This window comes from Rhodococcus sp. Leaf278 (assembly GCF_001426085.1).
Lineage (GTDB): Bacteria > Actinomycetota > Actinomycetes > Mycobacteriales > Mycobacteriaceae > Rhodococcoides.
The window spans coordinates 177,586-198,721 of sequence record NZ_LMRR01000009.1 but is presented as its reverse complement, the minus strand read 5'-3'; the positions used below and the strand labels follow the sequence as shown (position 1 = coordinate 198,721).

At 63.6% G+C, this 21,136-nt stretch carries 23 protein-coding genes; 14 read left to right on the top strand and 9 right to left on the bottom strand.

What is annotated here, in order from left to right; translation table 11 throughout:
- Positions 1 to 5: 5 nt before the first annotated feature.
- The 3 genes from ASG84_RS11130 to ASG84_RS11120 are packed head-to-tail and all read left to right on the top strand — an operon-like array spanning position 6 to position 2,227.
- Complete coding sequence (locus ASG84_RS11130) at positions 6 to 1,067, top strand: hypothetical protein (RefSeq protein ID WP_156399468.1); 1,062 nt, start codon at positions 6 to 8, stop codon at positions 1,065 to 1,067.
- Between the two features lie 9 nt (positions 1,068 to 1,076).
- Complete coding sequence (locus tag ASG84_RS11125) at positions 1,077 to 1,781, top strand: DUF998 domain-containing protein (protein ID WP_235581621.1); 705 nt, start codon at positions 1,077 to 1,079, stop codon at positions 1,779 to 1,781.
- Entirely contained in the window at positions 1,742 to 2,227 is a 486-nt protein-coding gene (locus tag ASG84_RS11120) for a GAF domain-containing protein (protein ID WP_057477080.1), read from the top strand. The genes ASG84_RS11125 and ASG84_RS11120 overlap by 40 nt, the downstream gene beginning before the upstream one ends.
- Here ASG84_RS11120 and dhaL read toward each other — a convergent pair.
- Positions 2,211 to 3,869: a dihydroxyacetone kinase subunit DhaL gene (gene dhaL, locus ASG84_RS11115; protein WP_057477079.1), complete on the bottom strand. Its 1,659-nt coding sequence runs from the start codon at positions 3,867 to 3,869 to the stop codon at positions 2,211 to 2,213. The two genes, ASG84_RS11120 and dhaL, sit on opposite strands and share 17 nt — an antisense overlap.
- Before the next feature lie 85 nt (positions 3,870 to 3,954).
- Between dhaL and ASG84_RS11110 the strand changes: the two genes are divergently transcribed.
- Together ASG84_RS11110 and ASG84_RS11105 are read left to right on the top strand one after the other, a co-directional pair.
- Complete coding sequence (locus ASG84_RS11110) at positions 3,955 to 4,506, top strand: YceI family protein (RefSeq protein ID WP_057477078.1); 552 nt, start codon at positions 3,955 to 3,957, stop codon at positions 4,504 to 4,506.
- A 38-nt stretch (positions 4,507 to 4,544) separates the two neighbouring features.
- Positions 4,545 to 5,273 (top strand): SIMPL domain-containing protein, encoded by a 729-nt coding sequence (locus ASG84_RS11105; protein ID WP_235581620.1) that lies wholly within the window; start codon positions 4,545 to 4,547, stop codon positions 5,271 to 5,273.
- Here the strand turns inward: ASG84_RS11105 and ASG84_RS11100 are convergent.
- The 4 genes from ASG84_RS11100 to ASG84_RS11085 all read right to left on the bottom strand — a co-directional run bounded on the left by ASG84_RS11100 (position 5,270) and on the right by ASG84_RS11085 (position 9,603).
- Positions 5,270 to 6,379 (bottom strand): CaiB/BaiF CoA transferase family protein, encoded by a 1,110-nt coding sequence (locus ASG84_RS11100; RefSeq protein WP_057477076.1) that lies wholly within the window; start codon positions 6,377 to 6,379, stop codon positions 5,270 to 5,272. The two genes, ASG84_RS11105 and ASG84_RS11100, sit on opposite strands and share 4 nt — an antisense overlap.
- A gap of 31 nt (positions 6,380 to 6,410) precedes the next feature.
- The gene (locus ASG84_RS11095; RefSeq protein ID WP_057477075.1) at positions 6,411 to 7,052 is read right to left on the bottom strand and encodes a TetR/AcrR family transcriptional regulator; all 642 of its coding nucleotides are present in this window, start codon (positions 7,050 to 7,052) and stop codon (positions 6,411 to 6,413) included.
- A gap of 54 nt (positions 7,053 to 7,106) precedes the next feature.
- A complete protein-coding gene (locus tag ASG84_RS11090) occupies positions 7,107 to 8,474 on the bottom strand; it encodes a lipase family protein (protein ID WP_057477074.1) in 1,368 nt (455 codons plus the stop codon).
- Positions 8,475 to 8,721: 247 nt separating this feature from the next.
- Complete coding sequence (locus ASG84_RS11085) at positions 8,722 to 9,603, bottom strand: dioxygenase family protein (RefSeq protein WP_057477073.1); 882 nt, start codon at positions 9,601 to 9,603, stop codon at positions 8,722 to 8,724.
- A gap of 82 nt (positions 9,604 to 9,685) precedes the next feature.
- On the opposite strand from ASG84_RS11085, the gene ASG84_RS11080 reads away from it, so the two are divergent.
- Entirely contained in the window at positions 9,686 to 10,087 is a 402-nt protein-coding gene (locus tag ASG84_RS11080; RefSeq protein ID WP_057477072.1) for a hypothetical protein, read from the top strand.
- On the opposite strand, the gene ASG84_RS11075 is transcribed toward ASG84_RS11080, so the two are convergent.
- Positions 10,059 to 10,268: a hypothetical protein gene (locus ASG84_RS11075; protein ID WP_057477071.1), complete on the bottom strand. Its 210-nt coding sequence runs from the start codon at positions 10,266 to 10,268 to the stop codon at positions 10,059 to 10,061. The two genes, ASG84_RS11080 and ASG84_RS11075, sit on opposite strands and share 29 nt — an antisense overlap.
- Before the next feature lie 94 nt (positions 10,269 to 10,362).
- Here ASG84_RS11075 and ASG84_RS11070 point away from each other — a divergent pair, with 94 nt between their 5' ends.
- The 4 genes from ASG84_RS11070 to fahA all read left to right on the top strand — a co-directional run bounded on the left by ASG84_RS11070 (position 10,363) and on the right by fahA (position 14,139).
- Positions 10,363 to 10,890 carry a MarR family winged helix-turn-helix transcriptional regulator gene (locus ASG84_RS11070; RefSeq protein WP_082520921.1) on the top strand — a complete coding sequence of 176 codons (528 nt, stop codon included), beginning with the start codon at positions 10,363 to 10,365 and terminating at the stop codon, positions 10,888 to 10,890.
- A 72-nt stretch (positions 10,891 to 10,962) separates the two neighbouring features.
- Entirely contained in the window at positions 10,963 to 12,156 is a 1,194-nt protein-coding gene (locus ASG84_RS11065; RefSeq protein WP_057477070.1) for a homogentisate 1,2-dioxygenase, read from the top strand.
- The gene (locus tag ASG84_RS11060; protein WP_200936547.1) at positions 12,153 to 12,941 is read left to right on the top strand and encodes a hypothetical protein; all 789 of its coding nucleotides are present in this window, start codon (positions 12,153 to 12,155) and stop codon (positions 12,939 to 12,941) included. The genes ASG84_RS11065 and ASG84_RS11060 overlap by 4 nt, the downstream gene beginning before the upstream one ends.
- Positions 12,942 to 12,972: 31 nt before the next feature.
- Complete coding sequence (fahA, locus tag ASG84_RS11055) at positions 12,973 to 14,139, top strand: fumarylacetoacetase (protein ID WP_057477068.1); 1,167 nt, start codon at positions 12,973 to 12,975, stop codon at positions 14,137 to 14,139.
- 7 nt (positions 14,140 to 14,146) lie between these two features.
- On the opposite strand, the gene ASG84_RS11050 is transcribed toward fahA, so the two are convergent.
- A complete protein-coding gene (locus ASG84_RS11050; RefSeq protein ID WP_057477067.1) occupies positions 14,147 to 14,800 on the bottom strand; it encodes an IclR family transcriptional regulator in 654 nt (217 codons plus the stop codon).
- A 94-nt stretch (positions 14,801 to 14,894) separates the two neighbouring features.
- Positions 14,895 to 15,434: a gamma carbonic anhydrase family protein gene (locus ASG84_RS11045; protein ID WP_235581619.1), complete on the bottom strand. Its 540-nt coding sequence runs from the start codon at positions 15,432 to 15,434 to the stop codon at positions 14,895 to 14,897.
- A gap of 174 nt (positions 15,435 to 15,608) precedes the next feature.
- Between ASG84_RS11045 and ASG84_RS11040 the strand changes: the two genes are divergently transcribed.
- The 3 genes from ASG84_RS11040 (at position 15,609) to ASG84_RS11030 (ending at position 19,166) form a co-directional block, all read left to right on the top strand.
- The gene (locus ASG84_RS11040) at positions 15,609 to 16,832 is read left to right on the top strand and encodes a CaiB/BaiF CoA transferase family protein (RefSeq protein WP_235581618.1); all 1,224 of its coding nucleotides are present in this window, start codon (positions 15,609 to 15,611) and stop codon (positions 16,830 to 16,832) included.
- A gap of 1 nt (position 16,833) precedes the next feature.
- Positions 16,834 to 17,712 carry a hydroxymethylglutaryl-CoA lyase gene (locus tag ASG84_RS11035; RefSeq protein ID WP_057477066.1) on the top strand — a complete coding sequence of 293 codons (879 nt, stop codon included), beginning with the start codon at positions 16,834 to 16,836 and terminating at the stop codon, positions 17,710 to 17,712.
- Between the two features lie 74 nt (positions 17,713 to 17,786).
- Positions 17,787 to 19,166 (top strand): SLC13 family permease, encoded by a 1,380-nt coding sequence (locus ASG84_RS11030; RefSeq protein WP_057477065.1) that lies wholly within the window; start codon positions 17,787 to 17,789, stop codon positions 19,164 to 19,166.
- Positions 19,167 to 19,206: 40 nt separating this feature from the next.
- On the opposite strand, the gene ASG84_RS11025 is transcribed toward ASG84_RS11030, so the two are convergent.
- Positions 19,207 to 19,719, bottom strand: coding sequence for an Lrp/AsnC family transcriptional regulator (locus ASG84_RS11025; RefSeq protein WP_057477064.1), 513 nt, complete (start codon positions 19,717 to 19,719; stop codon positions 19,207 to 19,209).
- A gap of 208 nt (positions 19,720 to 19,927) precedes the next feature.
- Here ASG84_RS11025 and hppD point away from each other — a divergent pair, with 208 nt between their 5' ends.
- On the top strand, positions 19,928 to 21,133 hold the full coding sequence (gene hppD / locus ASG84_RS11020; protein ID WP_057477110.1) for a 4-hydroxyphenylpyruvate dioxygenase: 1,206 nt from the start codon (positions 19,928 to 19,930) through the stop codon (positions 21,131 to 21,133).
- Positions 21,134 to 21,136: the final 3 nt, after the last annotated feature.

Sequence of the window (21,136 nt, the reverse complement as noted above, 5' to 3'; positions counted from 1 at the left end):
AAACGGTGCGTAGAAATTGGTTGCTCGCGGCGGCGGCGCTGGCGATGTCGGTATCGACGAGCGGATGCGCGGTGGTCTTGCTCGGCAGCGCGTTCCCTGCAGGCAGTTCGTCGCCTACCGGCAGTTCCTCGCCGCAGAACAAGTACGGGTTCGAGATGTCGGAGGCAGACCGATATTTGGCCGACACAGCAGAATTCGTACGCAGTCTCGATCCGTGTGGATTTCTCACCGAGGACGATCTCGCTGCCCTCGGCACCGTGGTGCAGCTCCGCCCCGACGGCGAGTTGAGCACGTGCTCGGCAAGCCTCAACCCTGGGCGATCGAGGGCCACCGACTCCGTCTCCGTCGATCTGAACGGGTATCAACCGACGTCCGACGACCCGGACTACGAACAGATCACGATCGGTGACGAACAGGTGTATCTCGACAACTCGTCAGAAGGGTCGTGCCGCATCGGCTTTCCGCTCCGCGACGAGTTCGACGGCGCGACCCCGGGGCCCATGGAGGGTTTTCTCACCGAATCCGGCCGCGGCTTCGCCACGATCGACGTCTATCGCGCCGACGCGGACGCGTGCTCTGCAGCGAAATCGATCACCTCGACCGCCCTCGGTCTGCTGGAGGATCCACCGCTGCGCGCCGATTCGAAGTACAACCTCCCGCTTGCCATGAAAGATCCGTGCGCCGTCTTGGAGCACTTGCCCGCAACCTGGACGGTGGACCGCTGGAACCCTCCCTCCGATCCGTACAGCTGCCACTTCACGGCATCCTCGGCAACGTTCGAGGACAACCTCATGATGCTCGACGTCACGCTCGCCTACGTCGACACCGATCTGCGTTCGACCGACCGCGAGACCGTCGAGCAGGGCGGCTACACCGTAGAAACACGCGGCTCGGATTCGGCGTGCTTCGCGGACATCGTGTTGGGCAACCCCGTGCTCGGCATGCCCGAAACCGAGGACACGGCCGCGCGCTATGCCCGCACGGTTCCCACCCTGTCCATCCTGGCCGACCAGTGCGAGTCCGCAGTCGCACTGGCGGTGGCAGCTGCCGATGTACTGACTGGCTAGCCTTGGTCGGTGCGTTCGAGAACTGAAGGCGTGGATATTCGCCGCGTCGTAGTGGCGATCTGCCTGATCCTCGCCGGTCTGCTGTATTCCGCGTGGGTGGCCGAATTCTTCCTCGACACCGGTCTCGACCCCACCACATCGTTCCTCAGCGAACTCGACGCCCGCGATCAGCCGTACCGCGAATTCTTCTCCACCGCAGACGTCGTCACGGGTTCACTGATGATCGTCGCTGCGGTCCTCGGCTTCTTCGCCACTGCGCGTCGACGGCTCGTCGTCACCGGCTGGGTGGCGTCGGGCATCTTCGGTATCGCCACCATCGCCGACGCGAAACTTCCCCTCGAGTGCGTGGCCGCCGATGATCCGAGCTGTCCGATCGAGCCCAGCGGATTGTTCCCGCAACTTCATCACCTGCACGCCCTCACCAGCACCATCGCGGTGTTCGCGATCTTCACGGTCATGATCGCGTTCACGCTCGCTGCATTCCGCTACGAGCCCTATCCCCTGCTTCGGACGCTCGGTGTCGCAGTGCTGGCTGTCACCACCCTGGCTACGGCATGGCTGCTGATCGCCGACAATCTTCCCGGCGACCACGGCCTCGGTGTTGCCCAACGGGTTCAGGTGGGCGGCATGTCGGCCTATCTGGTGGTGCTGGGGTGTGCGCTTAGACTCGGCGCATGTCCTTCACCGCCACCGAACTCAACGGGACCAAGGTAGAGCAGTACCAGCAGCTCACCGAGCAGGCCCGCGGCCTGGTATTCGAGGAATCGAACCTGATCGCCAACGCCGCCAATCTTTCCGCGTTGGTCTACCACGCTCTGCCGGAAGTCAATTGGGTCGGCTTCTACCTGTTCGACGGCACCGAACTGGTGGTCGGGCCATTTCAGGGTCAGCCCGCCTGCGTGCGCATCGCTCTGGACAAGGGCGTCTGCGGGGCCGCCGCGACCACCCGTGAGACACAGCGAGTAGCCGACGTTCACGCCTTCCCCGGCCATATCGCCTGCGATGCCAACACCCGCTCCGAGGTCGTCGTACCGCTGTACCAGGGCGAGACCCTGATCGGCGTGTTCGACTTGGACAGCCCCGCGCCGAACCGCTTCGACGCCGACGATCAGGCCGGCCTCGAAGCGATCGCGGCGGTGTTTCTCAACTCTTTGGGTTAGAACTAGCTGCCGCCTCGAAGAACCAGGCCACGACCAACGCGCCTGGGTCGACGACGCCTCGCGCGGCTTCACCGACATAACTGGCGCGGCCGCGATTGGCGGTGATGTCCTTGGTCGATTCGGCTCCGGTCTTCGCGGCGTCGGCAGCGTCCTGCAGGGTGCCGCCATCTTTTTCGAGCGCCTCGACGGCCGGGGCAATGGCGTCGACCATCGTCTTGTCGCCCACCCGGGCTCCACCCAGTTCGGTGATGCTGTCCAGACCTGCCCGGGCCGCCGTTGCGATCGCTGCAGCGGAGGGCTCGGATTCGAGCATCGTTCGGTAGAACTGGCGGAACCAGATGCCGAACAGCGCGCCGGACGTACCGCCCGAATGGCCGAGGTAGGCCTCGCTGACGGCCTCGAATATCGTTGCCGCCGAGTAGGTTTCCCTGACTGCGTCGAGATCGAGCTGTTCGAGGGCGGCCACCATGTTGGTTCCGAAGTCGCCGTCGCCCGCCTTGCGGTCCAATTCGGTCAGAGCGGGCTCCTCATCGAGCACACGCTGCGCCCACGACCCGATCCACTCGGACACGAATGCCGATTTCTCGCCTGAATCGGAGGGCTCGTAGGACGGGCCGAAAGCACCGCGTTCTCCCACCTCCTTCGCTCCACGACTGGAGGCATTGGGCCAACCAGGCGCATCGGTGGGCGCGTCCCAGAGTTCGAGCATCTCGTCGTCGGCACGCACGAGTGTGATCGACGCTCCGCCCATGTTCAGCGCGGTGACGAAGCTACCGACGAGCGAGCGGGATATCTCGATACCTTTGCCCGAGAGATACTCCGAGAGTTCTCCGAACAGCAGATGCAATTCGAGCGGGTGCGTTGCGCCGAGACCGTTGACGATCGCGATCACCGATTCACCCGAGTTCAATCCGAGCGAGTTGATGATGGGCTCGGTCAGCTTCTCCACGATCTCCTGAGCAGGCAGCCGCGGCACGCGGTCGGTACCGCGCTCTCCGTGGATACCGATGCCGAGTTCGATTTCCTCCTTTGGCAATTCGAACGACGGCTCGTCCGCTCCCGGTAGCGTCGGCGGGTTCAGCGCGACCGCCATACTGCGTGCGTTCTCCGCTGTTCGACGCCCCAGTGCGACGACCGCCTGCAGACTGTCGCCGCGTTCTGCCGCTGCGCCGCATACCTTTTCGACGACGATGGTCGCTGCGGTGCCGCGACGCCCCGGGCCGTCCTCGCTCTCACTGGCCACGTCGTCGTCGACGAGAATGACGTCGGCAACAATACCGTCCTCCTGCAACAACTCTCGGGCAATCTTGAAGTTCATCACGTCGCCGGTGTAGTTCTTCACGATGTGCACCACTCCACCGCCGGAGTCCACGGCCTTGGATGCCTCGTGCACCTGAAGGGCGTTCGGTGAGGTGAAGACCAAACCGGGGCACGCACCCGTGAGCATGCCGCGGCCGATGAATCCGGCATGCATCGGCTCGTGGCCCGATCCCCCACCGGACAGGAGGGCAACCTGACCGTCGGAGATGCGATAGCGGCGAGTCAGGAACCCAGGATCGGCATGCCAGGTGACGTCGTCGGTGGCGGCGACGAAGCCGCGAAGGGCGTCGGCAACGAATGTTCGAGGGGAATTGGAGAACATGGCTCCACCCTAACCACCTGCACCGTGTCCCTTCCTTACTTCTCCGGGACAGATACAGCTTCTGCGGGACCGATACAGTCGGGGCATGACTACCGCGACCTGGACGCTCGACGCATCGGACGGTGGGCAGTTGGCCGTTCGGACCGATGTCACCGGACGAGCATCCAAGATGGGCCATCGCCTCACGATTGCGGTGACCTCCTGGACCGCGACAGTCGAGTGGTCAGAGGACGCGCCCACGGCAGTCTCCCTCGTCGCCGAGGTGGGTTCGCTCGAGGTGGTCCATGGCGAGGGTGGACTGACTCCCTTGATCGGACCGGAGAAGATCGTCGCGAAGGCAAACGCGCTCAAGAGTTTCGACGCCGATCGATATCCATCGATTCGATTTCGTTCTGAGAACATCACCGCCGTCGACTCCGGATTCCGGCTGGCAGGAACGGTGGAGATTCACGGCGTGTCCAGGGAGGTCGCCGTGGATGTGGCCGCAACCGACCTCGGCGATCGATGGCGTATCGAATCCGAAACCGTTGTGCGGCAATCGGATTACAAGATCACTCCGTATTCGCAGATGTTCGGAGCCATGAAGGTGGTGGACGATGTCACCGTGGCGTTCAACGCCGAGTATCGCAAGCCGTAAGCCTTCCCCATTCGCTTGTCATGGTGGACACTACGGCGGTGAAGCGAAATCGATGGATGATCGGATCGTGCGCATCGGCCCTGGTGCTGACCGTGGCCCTGACCGCGGGATGCAGCAGCCCGGCGGCTTCGTCCGCCGATGGACCTCCCGGAGTGAACGTCAACGGCGTGGGAGAAGTCCAGGGTGCACCGGATACCTTGACGACGCAGATCGGTGTTCAGGCCACAGCCGAGGACGTCACCGCCGCCATCGAACAGGCCAATTCTGCGGTTACTGAGGTGACCGACGCAGTGCTTGCCGCTGGCGTCGCGCGCGAGGACATCCAGACGCAGCAGGTGTCGATCGATCCGCAGTACTCGGGCGCACTGCCGGGCGGCAACTCGGAGATTTCCGGATATCAGGCCACCAATACCTTGCAGGTCACAGTGCGCGACCTGTCGAGGGCCTCCGCAGTGTTGGGCGACGCCACGTCGGCCGGCGGCAACGCGACTCGGATCTCCGGGGTCTCCTTCAAGATCGACGATGATTCCGAGCTGATCTCCGATGCCCGGTCCAGGGCGTTCGCCGACGCCCGCGAGCGCGCCGAGCAGTATGCGTCGCTCGCAGGCGGAGAACTCGGTGACGTTCTGTCGATCACCGAGTCGATCACCGGCCAGGAGCAGCCGGCGTCCTTCCGCGACTCCGCTTCGTTCGACACGGCGGTGCCCATCGAACCAGGACAGCAGACCGTCAGTGTGTCGGTGTCGGTGAAGTGGGCTTTGAACTAGATGCCAGCGGGCGGTGGCAAGCGATAGTTCACCGGCGTCGCCGAGAAGTCCACTGGGTTTCGGACGCCGTCGGACGCGGCACCCGGCAGCTGCACTCGAGGTTCGAGATCGAGCGATTCCGCGAAGGCAAACGCCTCGTCCATGGAATTGACCGGCCCCGCGGGAACGTTGCGGGCCATCAGTTCTCGGTACCATTCGTCGGCGGACCGCGTTTGTAGCGTCGAGTTCAGGATGTCGACCAACTGATCTCGGTGTTCGACGCGCGCCGAGTTGGACGAGAAGCGTTCGTCCGTAGCCAATTCCGGGATTTTCAGCACGTCCGTCAGCTCCGAGAATTGTCGGTCGTTGCCCACGGCCAATGCCAACGGTCGGTCGGCAGTCTCGAACACCTCGTACGGCACGAGCGAGGGATGCTTGTTCCCCATCGGGACGGGCACGACGCCGGCCCCGAGATAGGCCGCCGACTGGTTGCTCAGTGCGGACAGCACCGACGCCATGAGCGAGGTGTGCACCTGCTGACCCTCACCGGTCTTCGATCGATGATGCAGTGCGGCAAGGATTCCGCTGAGCGCGTGCAGCCCGGTGACGATGTCGACCATCGCCACACCCACTTTCGTCGGCGTCGAGCCGTCGGGGCCGGTGACGCTCATGAGCCCACCGACGGCTTGGACTACCAGGTCGTACCCGGGGAGCGCAGCTCCTCCCCCGGTGCCGAAACCAGAGATCGAGCAGTAGATCAGCCCCCGGTTGGATTGCGACACAGCCGAATAGCCCAGACCCAGGCGGTCCATCGTACCGGCGCGGAAGTTCTCGATCACGATGTCCGCACCCGAAACAATTTCGCGCGCCTCGGCTACACCGCTCTCGGACTGCAGATCGATGAACCTCGACGTCTTGTTGCGATTGACCGAGTTGAAATAGGTTGCGGTACCGGCGGAGTCGTACGGGGGACCCCACGATCGGGTGTCGTCACCGGTTCCGGGTCGTTCGATCTTGATCACGTCGGCACCCATGTCGCCGAGCATCATCGTCGCGTACGGACCGGCGAGCACGCGGGAGAAGTCCGCGACCACGAGGCCTGCGAGGGGACCGGTGGCAGGTGTCATCGGTCCACTGTATTGCGCGACGAGCTGCAGGTCAGTTCAGGTCCGGAACGAAGGCTCCCAGAACGGCAACCATCGTGTCCACGATGTGCTCGATGGGTGGACGAGGAGGAGCAGTACGGGACCAGTCGGAGACGATCTCGGTGAGAGCACCGAGGAATGCCGTTGCGGCCAAACGGTATCCACCGGGCGGCACGAAATCGGAACCGACCTCCGAGCGCAGGGTGTTCTCGAAGAACTGCACCCACTGAGCACGACGGCGCGTCCGGTGCTGTTCGACAGCATCGCTGACACCCAGCATCTCGAGATAGGAAATCCGCGCTCGTCGTGGGTCACCGCCGATCGATCCGACCAAAGCCGTCATCGCAGCGACGACCAGCGAGCGTCGGTCACGGTCGACCTGTTCGTCGAGTGCGGCGACGACTGCAGAAAGCGCATCGTCTTGGATCAGGTCATAGACGTCCACGAGCAGCGCCTCACGGTTGGCGAACTCGCCGTAGAACTGACTGCGGGCCAGACCGGCTGCAGCGCAGATGTCCGCCACCGAAGTGGCGGCGTACCCGCGTACCCCGATGACCTCGATCCCGGCGTGCAAGAACCGTGCGCGACGATCGGCCTTCCTCGCGGCGGACGATTGTCCCGCGTAGATGCGGCCCTGGTCGTCGGCGACAGTCACCGCCGGAGTCTACCGCCGGCGACACCGTCGGCTCCCGTCCACTGATCGCTTCCCTCACGACCCGATCGGCTTACCGAACAGTCCGGCGATTATCTCGCCTACTGCATCGACGAAGAGCGGGTGTGCACTCGTGTCGAGCGCCATCGAGCCGACATCTTTCGTTCGGCAACCCGGCTCCACGGGAACGCCGGCAAATCGATCGCGCATCCACAACACTGCACTCGGAAAGGCGATCAGCTCCAGGGTGATGTGCTCACTGAAATGGTCGCGGGTGTACGTGACATCGGCACCAGGACGGCTGCAATACGAATCGACCATCGCGTTGACCGGCCCGATCGGCACCAACCAATCCGGGTTGGAATGGTAGACGTAGAGCGGCATGTCCGGTGTGGTGCCGCCGAGCTGCATCGCGGACAGCGCCTTCTTCACCACTGGTTGTTGAATCGGGTCGCCCTCGGTGTGGAGGAAGCCCTTCAGATTGACGAACGGCAGCAGCGCCGAGCTGTAGCCGACACAGAGATTGTCCTTCGCCGCGAACAATGCCCGGCCGAGTGGATCGATGTGTTCGTCGATGAAGTCGGCCAACTCGGGATCTTCTCGACTGGCACCGATTACCCCGGCAGCGACGATGCCCGCGCCGAGTGTGTTGTTCGCGTTGTCCACCAGCGCCCCGAGCTCCGCGGGGGTTCCGCCCTCGGTGACTCCGACGATGTCGAGTTCAGGAGCGTAACTTCCGGCCAGTTCGGCTGCATGTCCGGTCGCTATCGCGCCTCCCGAGTAGCCGCTCATTCCCACCTTCGTGGCCTCACCGGCCAACTGCATCGGCGCGAAGTTCTCGGCCGCTCTGATGCCGTCGAGTGTGATCCGACCGGCGACCGGCCCTGCGGCGAACGAGTTGTTGGGACCTTGATGATCGGGTACCGATACCGCCCAGCCCTGCGCCAATGCTGCTTGCACCTCGAGGAATTGCGCACCCGACGTCACCGCACCTGTGACCGGCCAGGGAATCGCACCCGCCCGCATCGCATATGACGGCGCGCAGTAGGCGGCGAGAGAATCCTCGGCCAACTGAATGGATATCAAGGGCCGCGATGCCGCGGCGACGCCACGTGGCTTGATGACCGTGGTCACCGCAGCGATCGGCTCGTCGCGACCATTGTTGGACCGGAACGACAACTGCCACGCGTCGACCTGCGTGGGAATGATGTTGAGAGTGGCCAGTTCGACCGGCCGGGCAGCGATGATCTGGCCCGGCGCGGCTGCGGCCACAACGTCGGCGGGCGGAACGTAGAAGTCGGTGTCGAACTCCGGAATCTTCGGCCACGTGAACGGCGCCAGAGGCGGCTGAATGTCCACCTCGCTCGCATCGGGTGCAGCAGCAGCGGGCGTCGTCATGGCAGCAAAAGCCGCAGCGGCGGTCATCACGCTGATCGCTGTCCGCAGCGTCCAAGAGCGGGCAGAAGACACGGGTGTACTCCTTCGCGCCGGAGGACGGGATCCAGTGGACGCGCGCCCGGCGACGGTTCGTACAGCGCATCCGTCCATCTTGGACACCGATGTCCGAGATGGTGCTCAGAACTGTAGAGCGAAGTGGCGTGGATAACAATCCCCGAATCGAAAAAGAATCAGAAGTGAGCCGATTCCAACTACAACCGGCAGCGCCTGCCGGTTACACCACTGAGAAAGACCGCTTTGCCAAGCCGAATTGGAAGCCGGTGATGGCTGTGGTCACCGGAGCTTCCGGATTCTCGGCGGCACCGAGGGTGACGAACAGCGGCGTGAAGTGTTCGACGGTCGGGTGCGCGTAGGGCATTCCCGGTGCCGCGCTGCGGAAGTCTGCCAGCGTTCCGACGTCACCACGCGCCAACGCGTCGGCCGCCCAGAGGTCGAAATCCTCGGACCACGTCGGGACCGTGTTGGTGGTGAAGTTCTCGCGGGACAGGAACGGCAACCCGTGCGTCATGAATCCCGATCCGATGACCAAGACCCCCTCGGCGCGAAGCTCTTTCAGCGCAGCACCTATCGCCATCAGCCGGTCGGGAGCATGCGTCGGCAGGCTCAATTGCAGAACGGGAACATCCGCGTACGGGTACATCACCTTCAGCGGAACCCAGGCACCGTGATCGAGTCCGCGAGAGGTGTGGCGGTGCAAATTTTCCGACGCCGGGATGGCCGCGGCAATCCGAGCGGCCAAGGCCTCGGCGTGGGGCGTCCGGTATTCCATCGAGAAGTACCGCTGGGCGAAGCCGCCGAAGTCGTAGACCAGCGGGGTCGCGGCCGCCGAAGCGGACAGACTCAGTGGAGCCTCCTCCCAATGCGCGCTGACGATCAGGATTGCCTTCGGCTTGGGCATCGACTGCGACCACGTGAACAACTGGTCCATCCAGAGTGCGTCGTCGAAGACCGGGGGCGCGCCATGACTGATGTACAGAGCGGGCATCGGCCCGTCGTTCGGGGTCCACATCTGCTGTGACCGGCTCGCTGGTGCGGTATTGGCGAGAAACGCGTCGAACGCTGCTCCCGCGATTGGCGGGTTGACGACAGATGTCATGAGGGGTCCTTCGAAGGCTTAAGTTGAATCTTCAACTTAGCACTTATGAGTCGATCCGGCCAGCATCGTTAAGCTCCTCGCTATGTCCGATGCTGTCTATCGCGCACCGATGCCGGACGGCATCGAGCGTGCCCTCACCTACGGACTCTGCGGAATGGCGGCCGACGACGAACGATCGCTACGACGGGTCGAGCGCTTCGAGCAGATTCCGGACGGATCTTTCGCCTGGACGCGAACTGTGCGCGGCGAGTACTTTCTCGGCCGGATTTCCGGGCCGCTGCGAGAGGATCGAAGCGCCGACGCGGTGGCGTCGAACTTGATTTTCGTACGAGCCTGCGTGTGGACGACCGAACCCGTTCCCGAGTCGGAGGTACCGGCCGCCACACTCCGCACATTCGCCCGCGGCGGGAGAAACTTTCAGCAGACACACGACCCTCGAGTCGCCGCAGAGTCGGCTAGCGTGTGGCGAGTGCGAGGTCGCTGACCTGGGGATCGACCTGAACAACCGAGTATCCCTTGATCTCGAACTTGTTCTCGCCCTCGGGTGGTCCGAGCACGGCGCGAACGATCAGCGTCGCGGCGGCAGCGACGAGTGCGATCGCGATGACCACTGCGGCAACGATCAACAGGGTCCGGGGGCCGCCGAACAGGTTCTTCGAGCTCATAGGTCCATCATGGCCCCTCCGGGGTGAGACATGAATCGCGCCTGCCGAAGTAATAAAGGTCTTGATCAGATCGATTGGTGGCTACAGTGAATCCGTGACCGAATCACCCGAGCCCGATTTCTGGTCGTTCATCGACACCGCCAAAACCACGCTGGCCCGGGACTACGGGTTCGAGCATCAGTTGGCCACCGAGGTTCTGCTGACACTCAACCGGGCGTCGAACATCGTCACCTACGACTTGGAGGCGACGGTTCATCGCCCGCGAGGCTGGTCTTGGTCGTCGTTCCGACTGATGTTCGTCACGTGGCTGGCAGGCCCGATCGAACCGCGACGCGCCGCCGAACTGACCGGCATGAGCCGCGCAGCCGTCTCGAACCTGTCCAAGACACTCATCACCGGCGGCCTGCTCGCCAGTACGCCCGACGAGAGGGACGGGCGTTCGGTGCGCCTTGCCCTCACCCCGCAGGGACACGACGAGATGGTCGAGGCGTTCGCCGAACAGAACGAACGAGAGAACGCGTGGGCCGGAGCGCTCACCGAACCCGAACAGCGAATCCTGGTGATGTTGTTGACCAAACTCATCACGCACCGCAGTCAGTTCGACGTGCGCGGACGCAATTGACGGTTGCGTAGATCACGTCTAAGTAGTTAATGTATTTACTAAATGCGGTGCACAGAACACAGGAGCGATGACGTGGCCTACTACCGGCAGCTCGGATCGATACCGCCGAAGCGGCACACCCAGCACCGAACTCCGAAGGGCAGCCTCTACTTCGAGGAGCTGATGGGCGAAGAGGGCTTCTCGTCGGATTCGTCTCTGCTCTATCACCGGCACATACCGTCGGCCATCGTCGACGCCACCGTGTGGGAACTCCCCGATCAATCGACGACGCCCAACCATCCACTCGTCCCCCGGCACCTGAAGTTGCACGAGCTGTTTCCGGACTCCGTCGTCGCCGACACCGATGTCGTCACCGGTCGACGCCTCGTCCTCGGCAATGCCGACGTCAGACTGTCCTACGTCGTCGCCTCGAAAACCTCACCACTGTATCGGAATTCGGTCGGAGACGAGATGGTCTACATCGAATCCGGCTCTGCCACCGTCGAAACGGTGTTCGGCGCTCTCGAAGCGCAGCAGGGTGACTACGTACTCATTCCTCGCTCGACGACGCACCGTTGGATTCCGCACGGTCCCGTTCGGGCGTACGCCATCGAAGCCAACAGTCACATCGCGCCGCCCAAGCGGTTCCTGTCGAAGTACGGCCAGCTGCTCGAGAACGCTCCCTACTGCGAACGCGATCTGCACGGCCCCACCGAGCCGCTCCTCAGCGAGGGAACCGACGTGGAAGTGCTTGTCAAACATCGTGGTTCGACGGGCATGGTCGGAACCCGGTACGTCTACCCGCAGCACCCGTTCGACGTGGTGGGGTGGGACGGTTGCCTGTACCCGTACACATTCAACATCTCCGACTATGAACCGATCACCGGGCGCGTGCATCAACCACCACCCGCGCATCAAGCTTTCGAGGGGTCCAATTTCGTGATTTGCAACTTCGTTCCACGCAAGGTGGACTACCACCCGCTGGCAATCCCGGTGCCGTACTACCACTCCAACGTCGACTCGGACGAGATCATGTTCTACGTCGGTGGCGACTACGAGGCCCGCAAGGGATCCGGAATCGGCCAGGGATCGATCTCGGTGCATCCGGGCGGTCACGCGCACGGGCCGCAACCCGGTGCCTACGAACGCAGCATCGGTGCCGAGTTCTTCGACGAATTGGCCGTCATGGTCGATACCTTCCGGCCACTCGAACTCGGCGAAGGCGCACTCGCGTGCGAGGACACCGGGTACGCGTGGACGTGGGCCGGCCGGGGACCGAACCGATGATCCCGAAGTTCTTCCATCGCCTGTGCGACGACGCCGCCGTCTTCCCTCCCGGCAATGCGCCCCTCGATGTCGCTGCGGCGCAACATCTCGAATACAGAGCTAGTTCTTTCGCAGACCTCGTCGGCCCGTTGGTCGTTCCGATGGACCGGGTGAACGAGCTCGTCGTCGGTGCTCGGATGGAGGTGGCGTTGATCGCATCGGCCGGCCCCGACAGCGTGGAAGCGGGCCTGCGGATCGCCGACCGTACAGCAGGGGTGACGGTTGTTTCCGTCGAAGTGGCAGTACCCGACGGCACGAGCATCGACGCCTTGCGCAACATCGCTCAGGACATCGACATCTATGTCGAAATTCCCCGAGACTCCCGGCGAGACGACATCTTCGACGCCGTCGACGAGTTCGGGTACCGCGCCAAGTTCAGGACCGGCGGCGTCACGGCCGATCAGTATCCAGACGAGAAGGAGCTTGCCGCGTCCATCTACGAGGCGGCACAGCGCGAGGTCCACTTCAAGGCTACCGCCGGTCTGCACCATGCCGCCCGTAACACCGATCCCGACAACGGGTTCGAGCAACACGGGTTCCTCAACGTGCTCCTCGCGGCGCAGGCCGCGCACAGCGGCGCTCGCGTCGGCGAGCTGGAAAAGATACTGGCGATTCGGGATGCCGACGTCCTCGCCGGGCTCGTTGCCGGGATCGAGGGGCAGCGCGCCTTCGCCTCCTTCGGCACGTGCAGCATCCGTGAACCCCTCGACGATCTCGTCCGCCTCGGACTCCTCCCACCTCAGTGAGCCTCACCCCCGTGAATCAGGAGCGCCGTTCATGACGCACATCGACATTCCCGCCGATTCCGAGTTCGGAATCGACAACCTCCCGTATGGAATTTTCAGCACGCCGGGCACGAACGCTCGTACCGGAGTTCGCTACGGCGACAGCGTGATCGACCTGTCCGCAGCGTTGGGTGATACCGACTTCGCATCGGCGAGCCTGAACGCGTTCATGACCCGCGGGCGCAGTCGATGGGTGGAGGTGCGCACGTCCGTCACCGACATGCTCATCAGTGGCCAAACCCCCGCGGAAGCAATCGTGTCGGTTTCCGATGTCACGATGCATCTGCCGTTCGAGGTGGCCGATTACGTGGACTTCTATGCCTCCGAGCACCACGCGTCAAATCTCGGCCGACTTTTCCGGCCAAATGCCGAACCGCTACTACCGAATTGGAAGCATCTGCCGGTGGCGTACCACGGACGGGCAGGCACGGTCGTCGTCTCCGGGACCGACATCACCCGGCCTCGCGGCCAACGCAAGGCACCCGATGAGCCGTCGCCCACCTTCGGTCCGAGTCGGCGACTCGACATCGAAGCAGAGATGGGCTTCGTCGTCGGGGTTCCGTCCGACGGTCCCATCTCGCCGGATCAGTTCTCCGAGCACGTGTTCGGAGCCGTCATCGTCAACGACTGGTCGGCTCGCGACATTCAGGCCTGGGAGTACGTCCCGCTGGGGCCTAACCTCGGCAAGAGTTTCGCGACGTCCATCTCGCCTTGGGTGGTCCCCCTGCTCGCATTGGAGCAGGCGCGAGTCTCGACGCCGGTACAGGATCCCGAGCCGCTCGAGTACCTCCGCGAATCTCGTTCGTGGGCTCTGGATATCGACTTGACGGTCTCGTGGAACGGTCACGTCGTATCCCGTCCGCCATACAGTGCTATGTACTGGTCGCCGGCTCAGATGCTCGCGCACGAGACCATCAACGGTGCGACATCGCGAACCGGTGACCTGTTCGCGTCGGGCACAATCTCCGGACCCGAGAAGAATCAGCGCGGCGCGTTCATCGAACTCACCTGGGGCGGTATGGAACCGGTGTCACTCGGATCGGAGACCCGCACCTTTCTCGAGGACGGCGACGAGGTCGTCATCGCCGCGAGTGCTCCGGGGTCGAACGGGTCGCGCATCGGCTTCGGTGACGTCCGGGGCCGAATCACGCCTGCCTGAGCGTCTGCTACCAATCCGATCGAACGACCAGGGACTGCTCGATCTCCAGCGCTGCGTCGTGCACGGCCTTGCCCCACATCCGGCCCGCCGACGTCGGCACCCTCTCTATCGGGCCCGCGACGCAGACGGCGGCAACGATGCGCTCCTCTCGGCGGACCGGCGCACTCACCGAGGTCAGGCCCGGTGTGCGCTCCGAAGTCGACTCCCACCACCCGAGCGCGTTGCTGTCGGCGTCGAGATCGCCTGCCAACACGTGACCGGCCGAACCCGCTCCGAGGGGAAGTAGCGTCCCCACGGGCAACGACGCCCGGAGTTCGTGCTGTGAATCCTCCGATACCAGGCACAACCGATGCGATCCCCGCAGTACCCACAGCTGGGCGGATTCTCCGGTCTCCTGCCGCAGGCGCCTGAGAATCGGTACGGCGAGCCCGCCGAGAGTGGAGGTACCGAAGCGATCGCCGGGGTGAAGAAGGCCGTTGTTGTCCCGGCGGAGCATCGAGTACCGCACCATCTCGCCGACCAGCCGATAGACCGTCGATGCAGACAGACCAAGCATCTTGGCGAGGTCACCGGTGGTCCGCGGGCACGCCTCGACCGCATCGAGAATCGCCGCGGCCCGAGCCAGAACCCCGGTAGTGGTGTCGGCGCTACCGTCCGTCACTGCTGTCGACCTCCGTGTTCGATTCCTGCACCGCACCGGCACCATGGCCGACACTGCCTACGCAGCATAGGTGTCGGACCGACCCGCGATGCCGTCAGCAGGGCCGAGCGCCACGATGGACGACGGCCAGATCACGGTAGGTAAGCGCGTTGGCTGTGCAGTGTTCGACCTCCTCGTCGGTCAATTCCCGCCGAACCTTGGCGGGGACACCCGCCACCAACGATCTCGGTGGAATCTGCGCACCTTCCGTCACCAGTGCACCTGCTGCAACGAGGCAGTTCTCTCCGACCACTGCACCGTTCATGATGACGGCAGCCATGCCGACCAGTGTTCCGTCGCCGACGGTGCAACCATGCAAGACGGCATTGTGTCCCACACTCACGTTCGCACCGATCGTGAGCGGAAACCCCGGATCCACATGTGCGACAACACCGTCCTGCAGATTGGACCCACTACCAATCGTGATCTCCTCGGAGTCGGCGCGGAGAACGGCCCGATACCAGACACTGCTGTCCGGTCCCAGATCCACTCGCCCGACGAGCGTCGCCGTGGGGGCTACCCACGCGGACGCGTCGACCGTGGGAGATCCGCACTCGAGCGCGAGCAGCATCGACCCCGAGCTTGTATCGGTCATGAGTTCCTGTCCTTCCATCGGCACAGTGATTCTGGGAATCCGCGTCACAGTGGTTGCCATTAGTGATCCAGCGCACTACGGTAATTCCTATCAAAAGATAATGCGGTTATCAAATAATGATAATCACGCAATCTTCGCTCGAATCTACTACCCAACTGCAGGGAGTGACCACCGGTGTCCATCACCACTGAGAACGGCCCTTTGCACGGAATCCGTGTGATCGAACTGGGCAACTTCATCGCCGCACCCTTCGCGAGTCGCCTCTTCGCCGACTTCGGTGCCGAGGTCATCAAGATCGAACGCCCCGGCGTCGGCGACGAACTCCGCGGCTGGCGTCGCAGCCGCGGAGACACCTCCATGATGTTTCGGACCATTGCTCGCAACAAGCATTCGGTGACTATCGATCTGCGTACCGACGAAGGCCGTGATCTCGCGCTGAAGTTGGTCGAAACCGCCGATGTCGTCGTCGAGAACTTTCGGCCGGGCACCCTCGAGCGTTGGGGTCTCGGGCCCGACCGCCTACAGGAAGCCAATCCCGACGTCGTCATGGTCCGCATCTCGGGCTACGGCCAGACTGGCCCGCATCGCGACCGAGCCGGGTTCGGCGGAGTAGCAGAAGCATTCGGCGGACTGCGTCACGTCACCGGCCACGCGGATCGCGAGCCGGTCCGGCCCGCAGCACCCATCGGTGACGTATTGGCCGGACTCCACGGTGCCGTCGGCGCGCTCGTGATGCTCCTGGCTCGCGAACGAAGCGGAGATCATTCCCGGCCCAAGGTTGCCGACGTCGCCCTGTACGAGGCGGTGTTCATGGCAATGGAATCACTGGTCCCCGACTACGACGCGTACGGCACGGTTCGCCAGCGCACAGCGGGCAATCTTCCCGGCGTGGTTCCCAGCGGCATCTATCCTTCTCAGGACGGCAGCGTCATGATCGCCGGCAACTCGAGCAGCGTGTTCGGACGGCTCATGACCGCGGTAGAGCGAGCAGACCTCGCCACCGACCCGGAGCTGGCCAATGGCGACAAACGATTCGCGCGCGAGGCCGAGCTCGATCGAGCCATCTCCGACTGGACGTCGGTAAGGCCCACAGCTGTTGTCGTCGACGAACTCGGTGCCGCGGGAATACCCGTCGGAGAGGTGTTCGATGCAGCTCAGATAGCCGAGGACGAACACTTCGTTTCGCGCGGAATGGTGCAACCACTCAAAGTCTCGGTGGAAGAGGGTAGTACCGAGGAAGTTCGCTTTCCCGGAGTGGTTCCGCGATTCGGTGACGAACCGACCGCCGTGAGGTGGGCCGGGCCGGACCTGGGCGAGCACACGGACGATATCCTCGGCCGCACGCTCGGGCTCACCGAGGAGCAGCTGGACGATCTCCGCGCCAGAAAGGTGATCTGAGATGCGCGTACACATCACCGACGTCTATCTCCGTGACGGATTGCAGGACGAGAAGTCCATCGTTCCCACCGCGGACAAGCTGGCAGTGCTCGATGCCACCATCGCGTCGGGCATCACGTCCCTCGAGATCGCGTCGTTCGTCTCCGCCAGCCGAGTGCCACAGATGGCCGATGCCGAGGAGGTCATCTCAGGCGCACCTCGACGAGCCGGAACCCATTACAGCGCATTGGCTTTGAATGGCCGGGGTGTCCACCGGGCCGCCGACACGGACATCGACATAATTCAGATCGTGACGTCCGCCAGCGAGGGCCACAGCCGGGCCAACGCCGGACGCTCGTCCGACGACGCCTTGCGCGACCTGAGTTCCGCAGTCGCACTGCACCCCGACCGCACGTTCATCGGTGGAGTCAGTACCGCCTTCGTCTGTCCTTTCGACGGCGTCATCACATCCGCACGGCTCGTCGAGGTGTGTGAACGCATGGCCGACACCGGTGTATCGAGCATCGGTCTCGCGGATACCCTCGGCGTCGCGACCACCGATCAGGTACTGACCGGTGTCGAGGCCGTCCGAGCAGCGTTGCCCGAGTTGATAATCAGTTTGCATTTGCACAACGCTCACGATCAGGCCCTCGACACCGCCGTGCGGGCAGTACTCGACCTCGAGATCGAATACTTCGACAGCGCACTCGCCGGGTACGGCGGCTGCCCCTTCGCCCCGGGCGCGCACGGAAACCTGGCCACCGAGCAGCTCGTGGACACCTTCCATCGCGCCGGAATAGACACCGGTATCGACACTGCCGCCCTGGCCATCGCTGCCGATCTCGCTCGTGTCGTAGTCGATCGCGCTCTTCCTCTCCCCACTCCCGCTTCCGCACTGTGATCGGGCGGGCTCCGGCCCGCGTATCGCCGCTTCCCCTGCGGCACAACCTCATCCTCCGTTCCGAAAGGCCAGCCATGGTCTACGCAATCTCGATCATCGCCCTCATCGCCATCTTCACGGTCGCGACGATCACTCCCATCAACATGGGCCTACTCGCCTTCGCCGGTGCATTCGTCATCGGTGGCGCGATATCCGGCATACCCATCGACGACATCATCGACGCATTCCCCGGTAGTACTTTCATCATCGTCGGCGGCATCACCTTGCTGTTCGCCATCGCCAAAGCCAACGGAACGATCGACGTCGTCATCGACCGATCTCTTCGAATGGTCGGTGGTCGACGCTGGGCGATCCTGTGGATGATGTTCCTGCTGTCCGGTCTACTGATGGCCCTCGGCTCCGTGCTCGCCGTCGGTATGCTCGCGCCGATCGCGATGCCGTTGGCCAAGCGCAACAACATCAATCCCTTCCTGATGGGCATGGTCGTCAGCCACGGCGCGCTTGCCTGCTGCTTCTCCCCGATCAACCTCTACGGTGCCTTCATCAACGGCTTGATGGACTCCACCGGTGTCGGCTCACACCCACTGGCTCTGTTCCTCATCCCGTTCGTGCTCAACACGCTGATCGCTCTGGTGCTCTTCCTCGTTCTCGGCCGCGACCTCATCAGAGACCGCACGCGCGCGTTCGACGTCCAGGATCTGCGCGACCAGCAGGGCGGGCTGCCGGTGCCGTCCGGGCCGCGACCGGGCCACACCGGGCTGCCAGAGGGCAGCGGTGGCGGCACCGCAGTGCAAGTCGAAGCCGATCCGATCGAAGCCGCCTCGGTCACAACAGTTCCCGAGCAAGCCGTTCCCCTGACTCGAGTGCGCGTGCTCACCCTTCTCGGCATCGCAGCGCTTGTTCTGTTGTCCGTGACGCTGGGAGTCGACATCGGCGTCAGCGCGATCTGCGTGTCGGTCGTGTTGTTGCTGCTGGCTCCGAAGACTCATCCCAAAGTGGTCGACAACATCGCCTGGCCTGCCGTGGTTCTGGTCTGCGGTGTCCAGACCTACATGGCGGTCATGACCCAGAACGGCACGCTGGGATTCCTCGGCGACGCCGCCTCGGCCCTCGGTTCACCTCTGTTGACGGCACTCATCCTGTGCTACGCCGTCGCGATCATCTCCGCTTTCGGATCATCGATCGGCACCATCGGTATCGCCTTGCCACTCGCCGCACCCCTGCTCGCCGCCGGCGAACTGGGAGCGATCGGATTCGTTGCGGCCATTGCCTTCTCGGCTACCGTGGTGGACGTAAGTCCGTTCTCCACCAACGGAGTCATGGTTCTGGCCGAAGCCCGAGTGGACGACAAGGCACGATTCCAGCGCAAGATGCTCGGCTACTGCGGATTGGTCGTGCTCCTCGCTCCGCCGACAGTATGGCTGCTGACGGTGGTCGCGCCCTCGATGACCTGATCCCAAAACCTCCAAGGCCCCTGCCTCGACCCGCACGCGCTCAGTCGTGCGTTCGTCGATAGGCAGGGGCCTTCGGCGTTCTCTCGGGCTCGGCGGTGTTCAGCAACGGCAGTGTTCGAAACTCGACCAACTCGGAGAGCACGACCACACTGGTGGACCGCGCGATCGTACGAGATTGGTTGAGAACGATCAGGGTTCGCTGTAGGTCGTCATGAGACGCCGCGGCTACCCGGCACAACACATCTCCCGCTCCGGTCGTCGCGAATGCCTCCAACACGCCGGGTATCTGCTCCAGGACGGCGACGACGTCACCGAGCGCGCCCTGGGCAATTTCCAACGTGACGAACGCTTGAACGCCGTAACCGGCCGCAGCCAAGCCAATTCGAGGCCGATAGCCGGTGATGACGCCGCTGTCTTCGAGGCGCTGCAGACGGGCCGACACCGTCGCTCGCGCAACACCGAGCGTTCGTGACAATTCTAGAACGCCGATTCTCGAATTGTCATGCAGCACAGCGAGCATCGCCCGGTCCAATTCGTCCATTGTGGATTCCATTGCTGACACCTCCGGTTTTCTAGGCGAATTGTATAGCAAACAGTGCTAGGGCCCGGTCTATCTGTACAGCATCGATAGTAGAAAAACGGTCAATTGACACCCCCAACCCGCGATGTTTGAGTCATCAGGACAGTTCGCTCAGCCCGAACCGAAGACGGCCGACCCCTTGTCGCCGCCCCCGATCCATCACACCAACCAGGGAGACCGCATGAGCCTCGACAACATCCTCAACGACGACGAGAAGCTGGCCGATCTCGACGCCGAGCAGTTGCGTCAGCTCGTCGGTTTGGTCGAGTACGACGACGAGCGCGACCCCTTCCCGGTCAGTGGCTGGGACGCGATCGTGTGGGTAGTCGGCAACGCGACGCAGACCGCGCATTTCTTCCAGTCCGCGTTCGGCATGGAGCTCGTTGCGTATTCAGGCCCCACCACCGGCCAACGTGACCACCACGCGTACGTACTCAAGTCCGGCGCAGTGCGTTTCGTCATCAAGGGAGCTGTTGACCCCGACAGCGAACTGGTGGCCCACCACACGCGCCACGGCGACGGCGTCATCGACATCTCGCTAGCCGTCCCCGATGTCGACCGGTGCATCGAACATGCGCGAGCCCAGGGCGCGCGAGTACTGCACGAGCCGACCGACATGTCCGACGAGCACGGCACGGTCCGCACCGCGGCCATCGCGACCTACGGCGACACCCGACACACGTTGGTCGACCGCTCGCGCTACACCGGCACCTACCTGCCCGGCTACGTACCCCGGACGTCGACGTTGCAGCGACCGGAAGGCGCTCCCAAGCGCATCTTCCAGGCCCTCGATCACGTAGTCGGCAACGTCGAACTCGGCAAGATGGACGAGTGGGTCGACTTCTACCACCGCGTCATGGGTTTCACGAACATGGCCGAGTTCGTCGGGGCCGATATCGCCACCGATTACTCCGCGCTGATGAGCAAGGTCGTCTCCAACGGCAACCACCGAGTGAAGTTCCCGCTGAACGAGCCGGCCGTCGCCAAGAAGCGTTCACAGATCGACGAGTACCTGGACTTCTACCGCGGACCGGGCGCACAGCATCTGGCGCTCGCCACCAACGACATTCTGTCCTCGGTCGACGCACTCCGCGCGGCAGGCATCGAATTCCTAGTCACCCCAGATTCGTACTACGAGGATCCCGCACTTCGCGCCCGGATCGGCAATGTCCGAGTGCCGATCGAAGAGCTGCAGAAGCGCGGAATTCTCGTCGACCGAGACGAGGACGGCTATCTGCTGCAGATCTTCACCAAGCCGCTGGTCGATCGCCCGACGGTGTTCTTCGAGCTGATCGAACGCCACGGCTCGCTCGGCTTCGGCATCGGCAACTTCAAGGCACTGTTCGAGGCCATCGAACGTGAGCAGGACGCTCGCGGCAACTTCTGACTC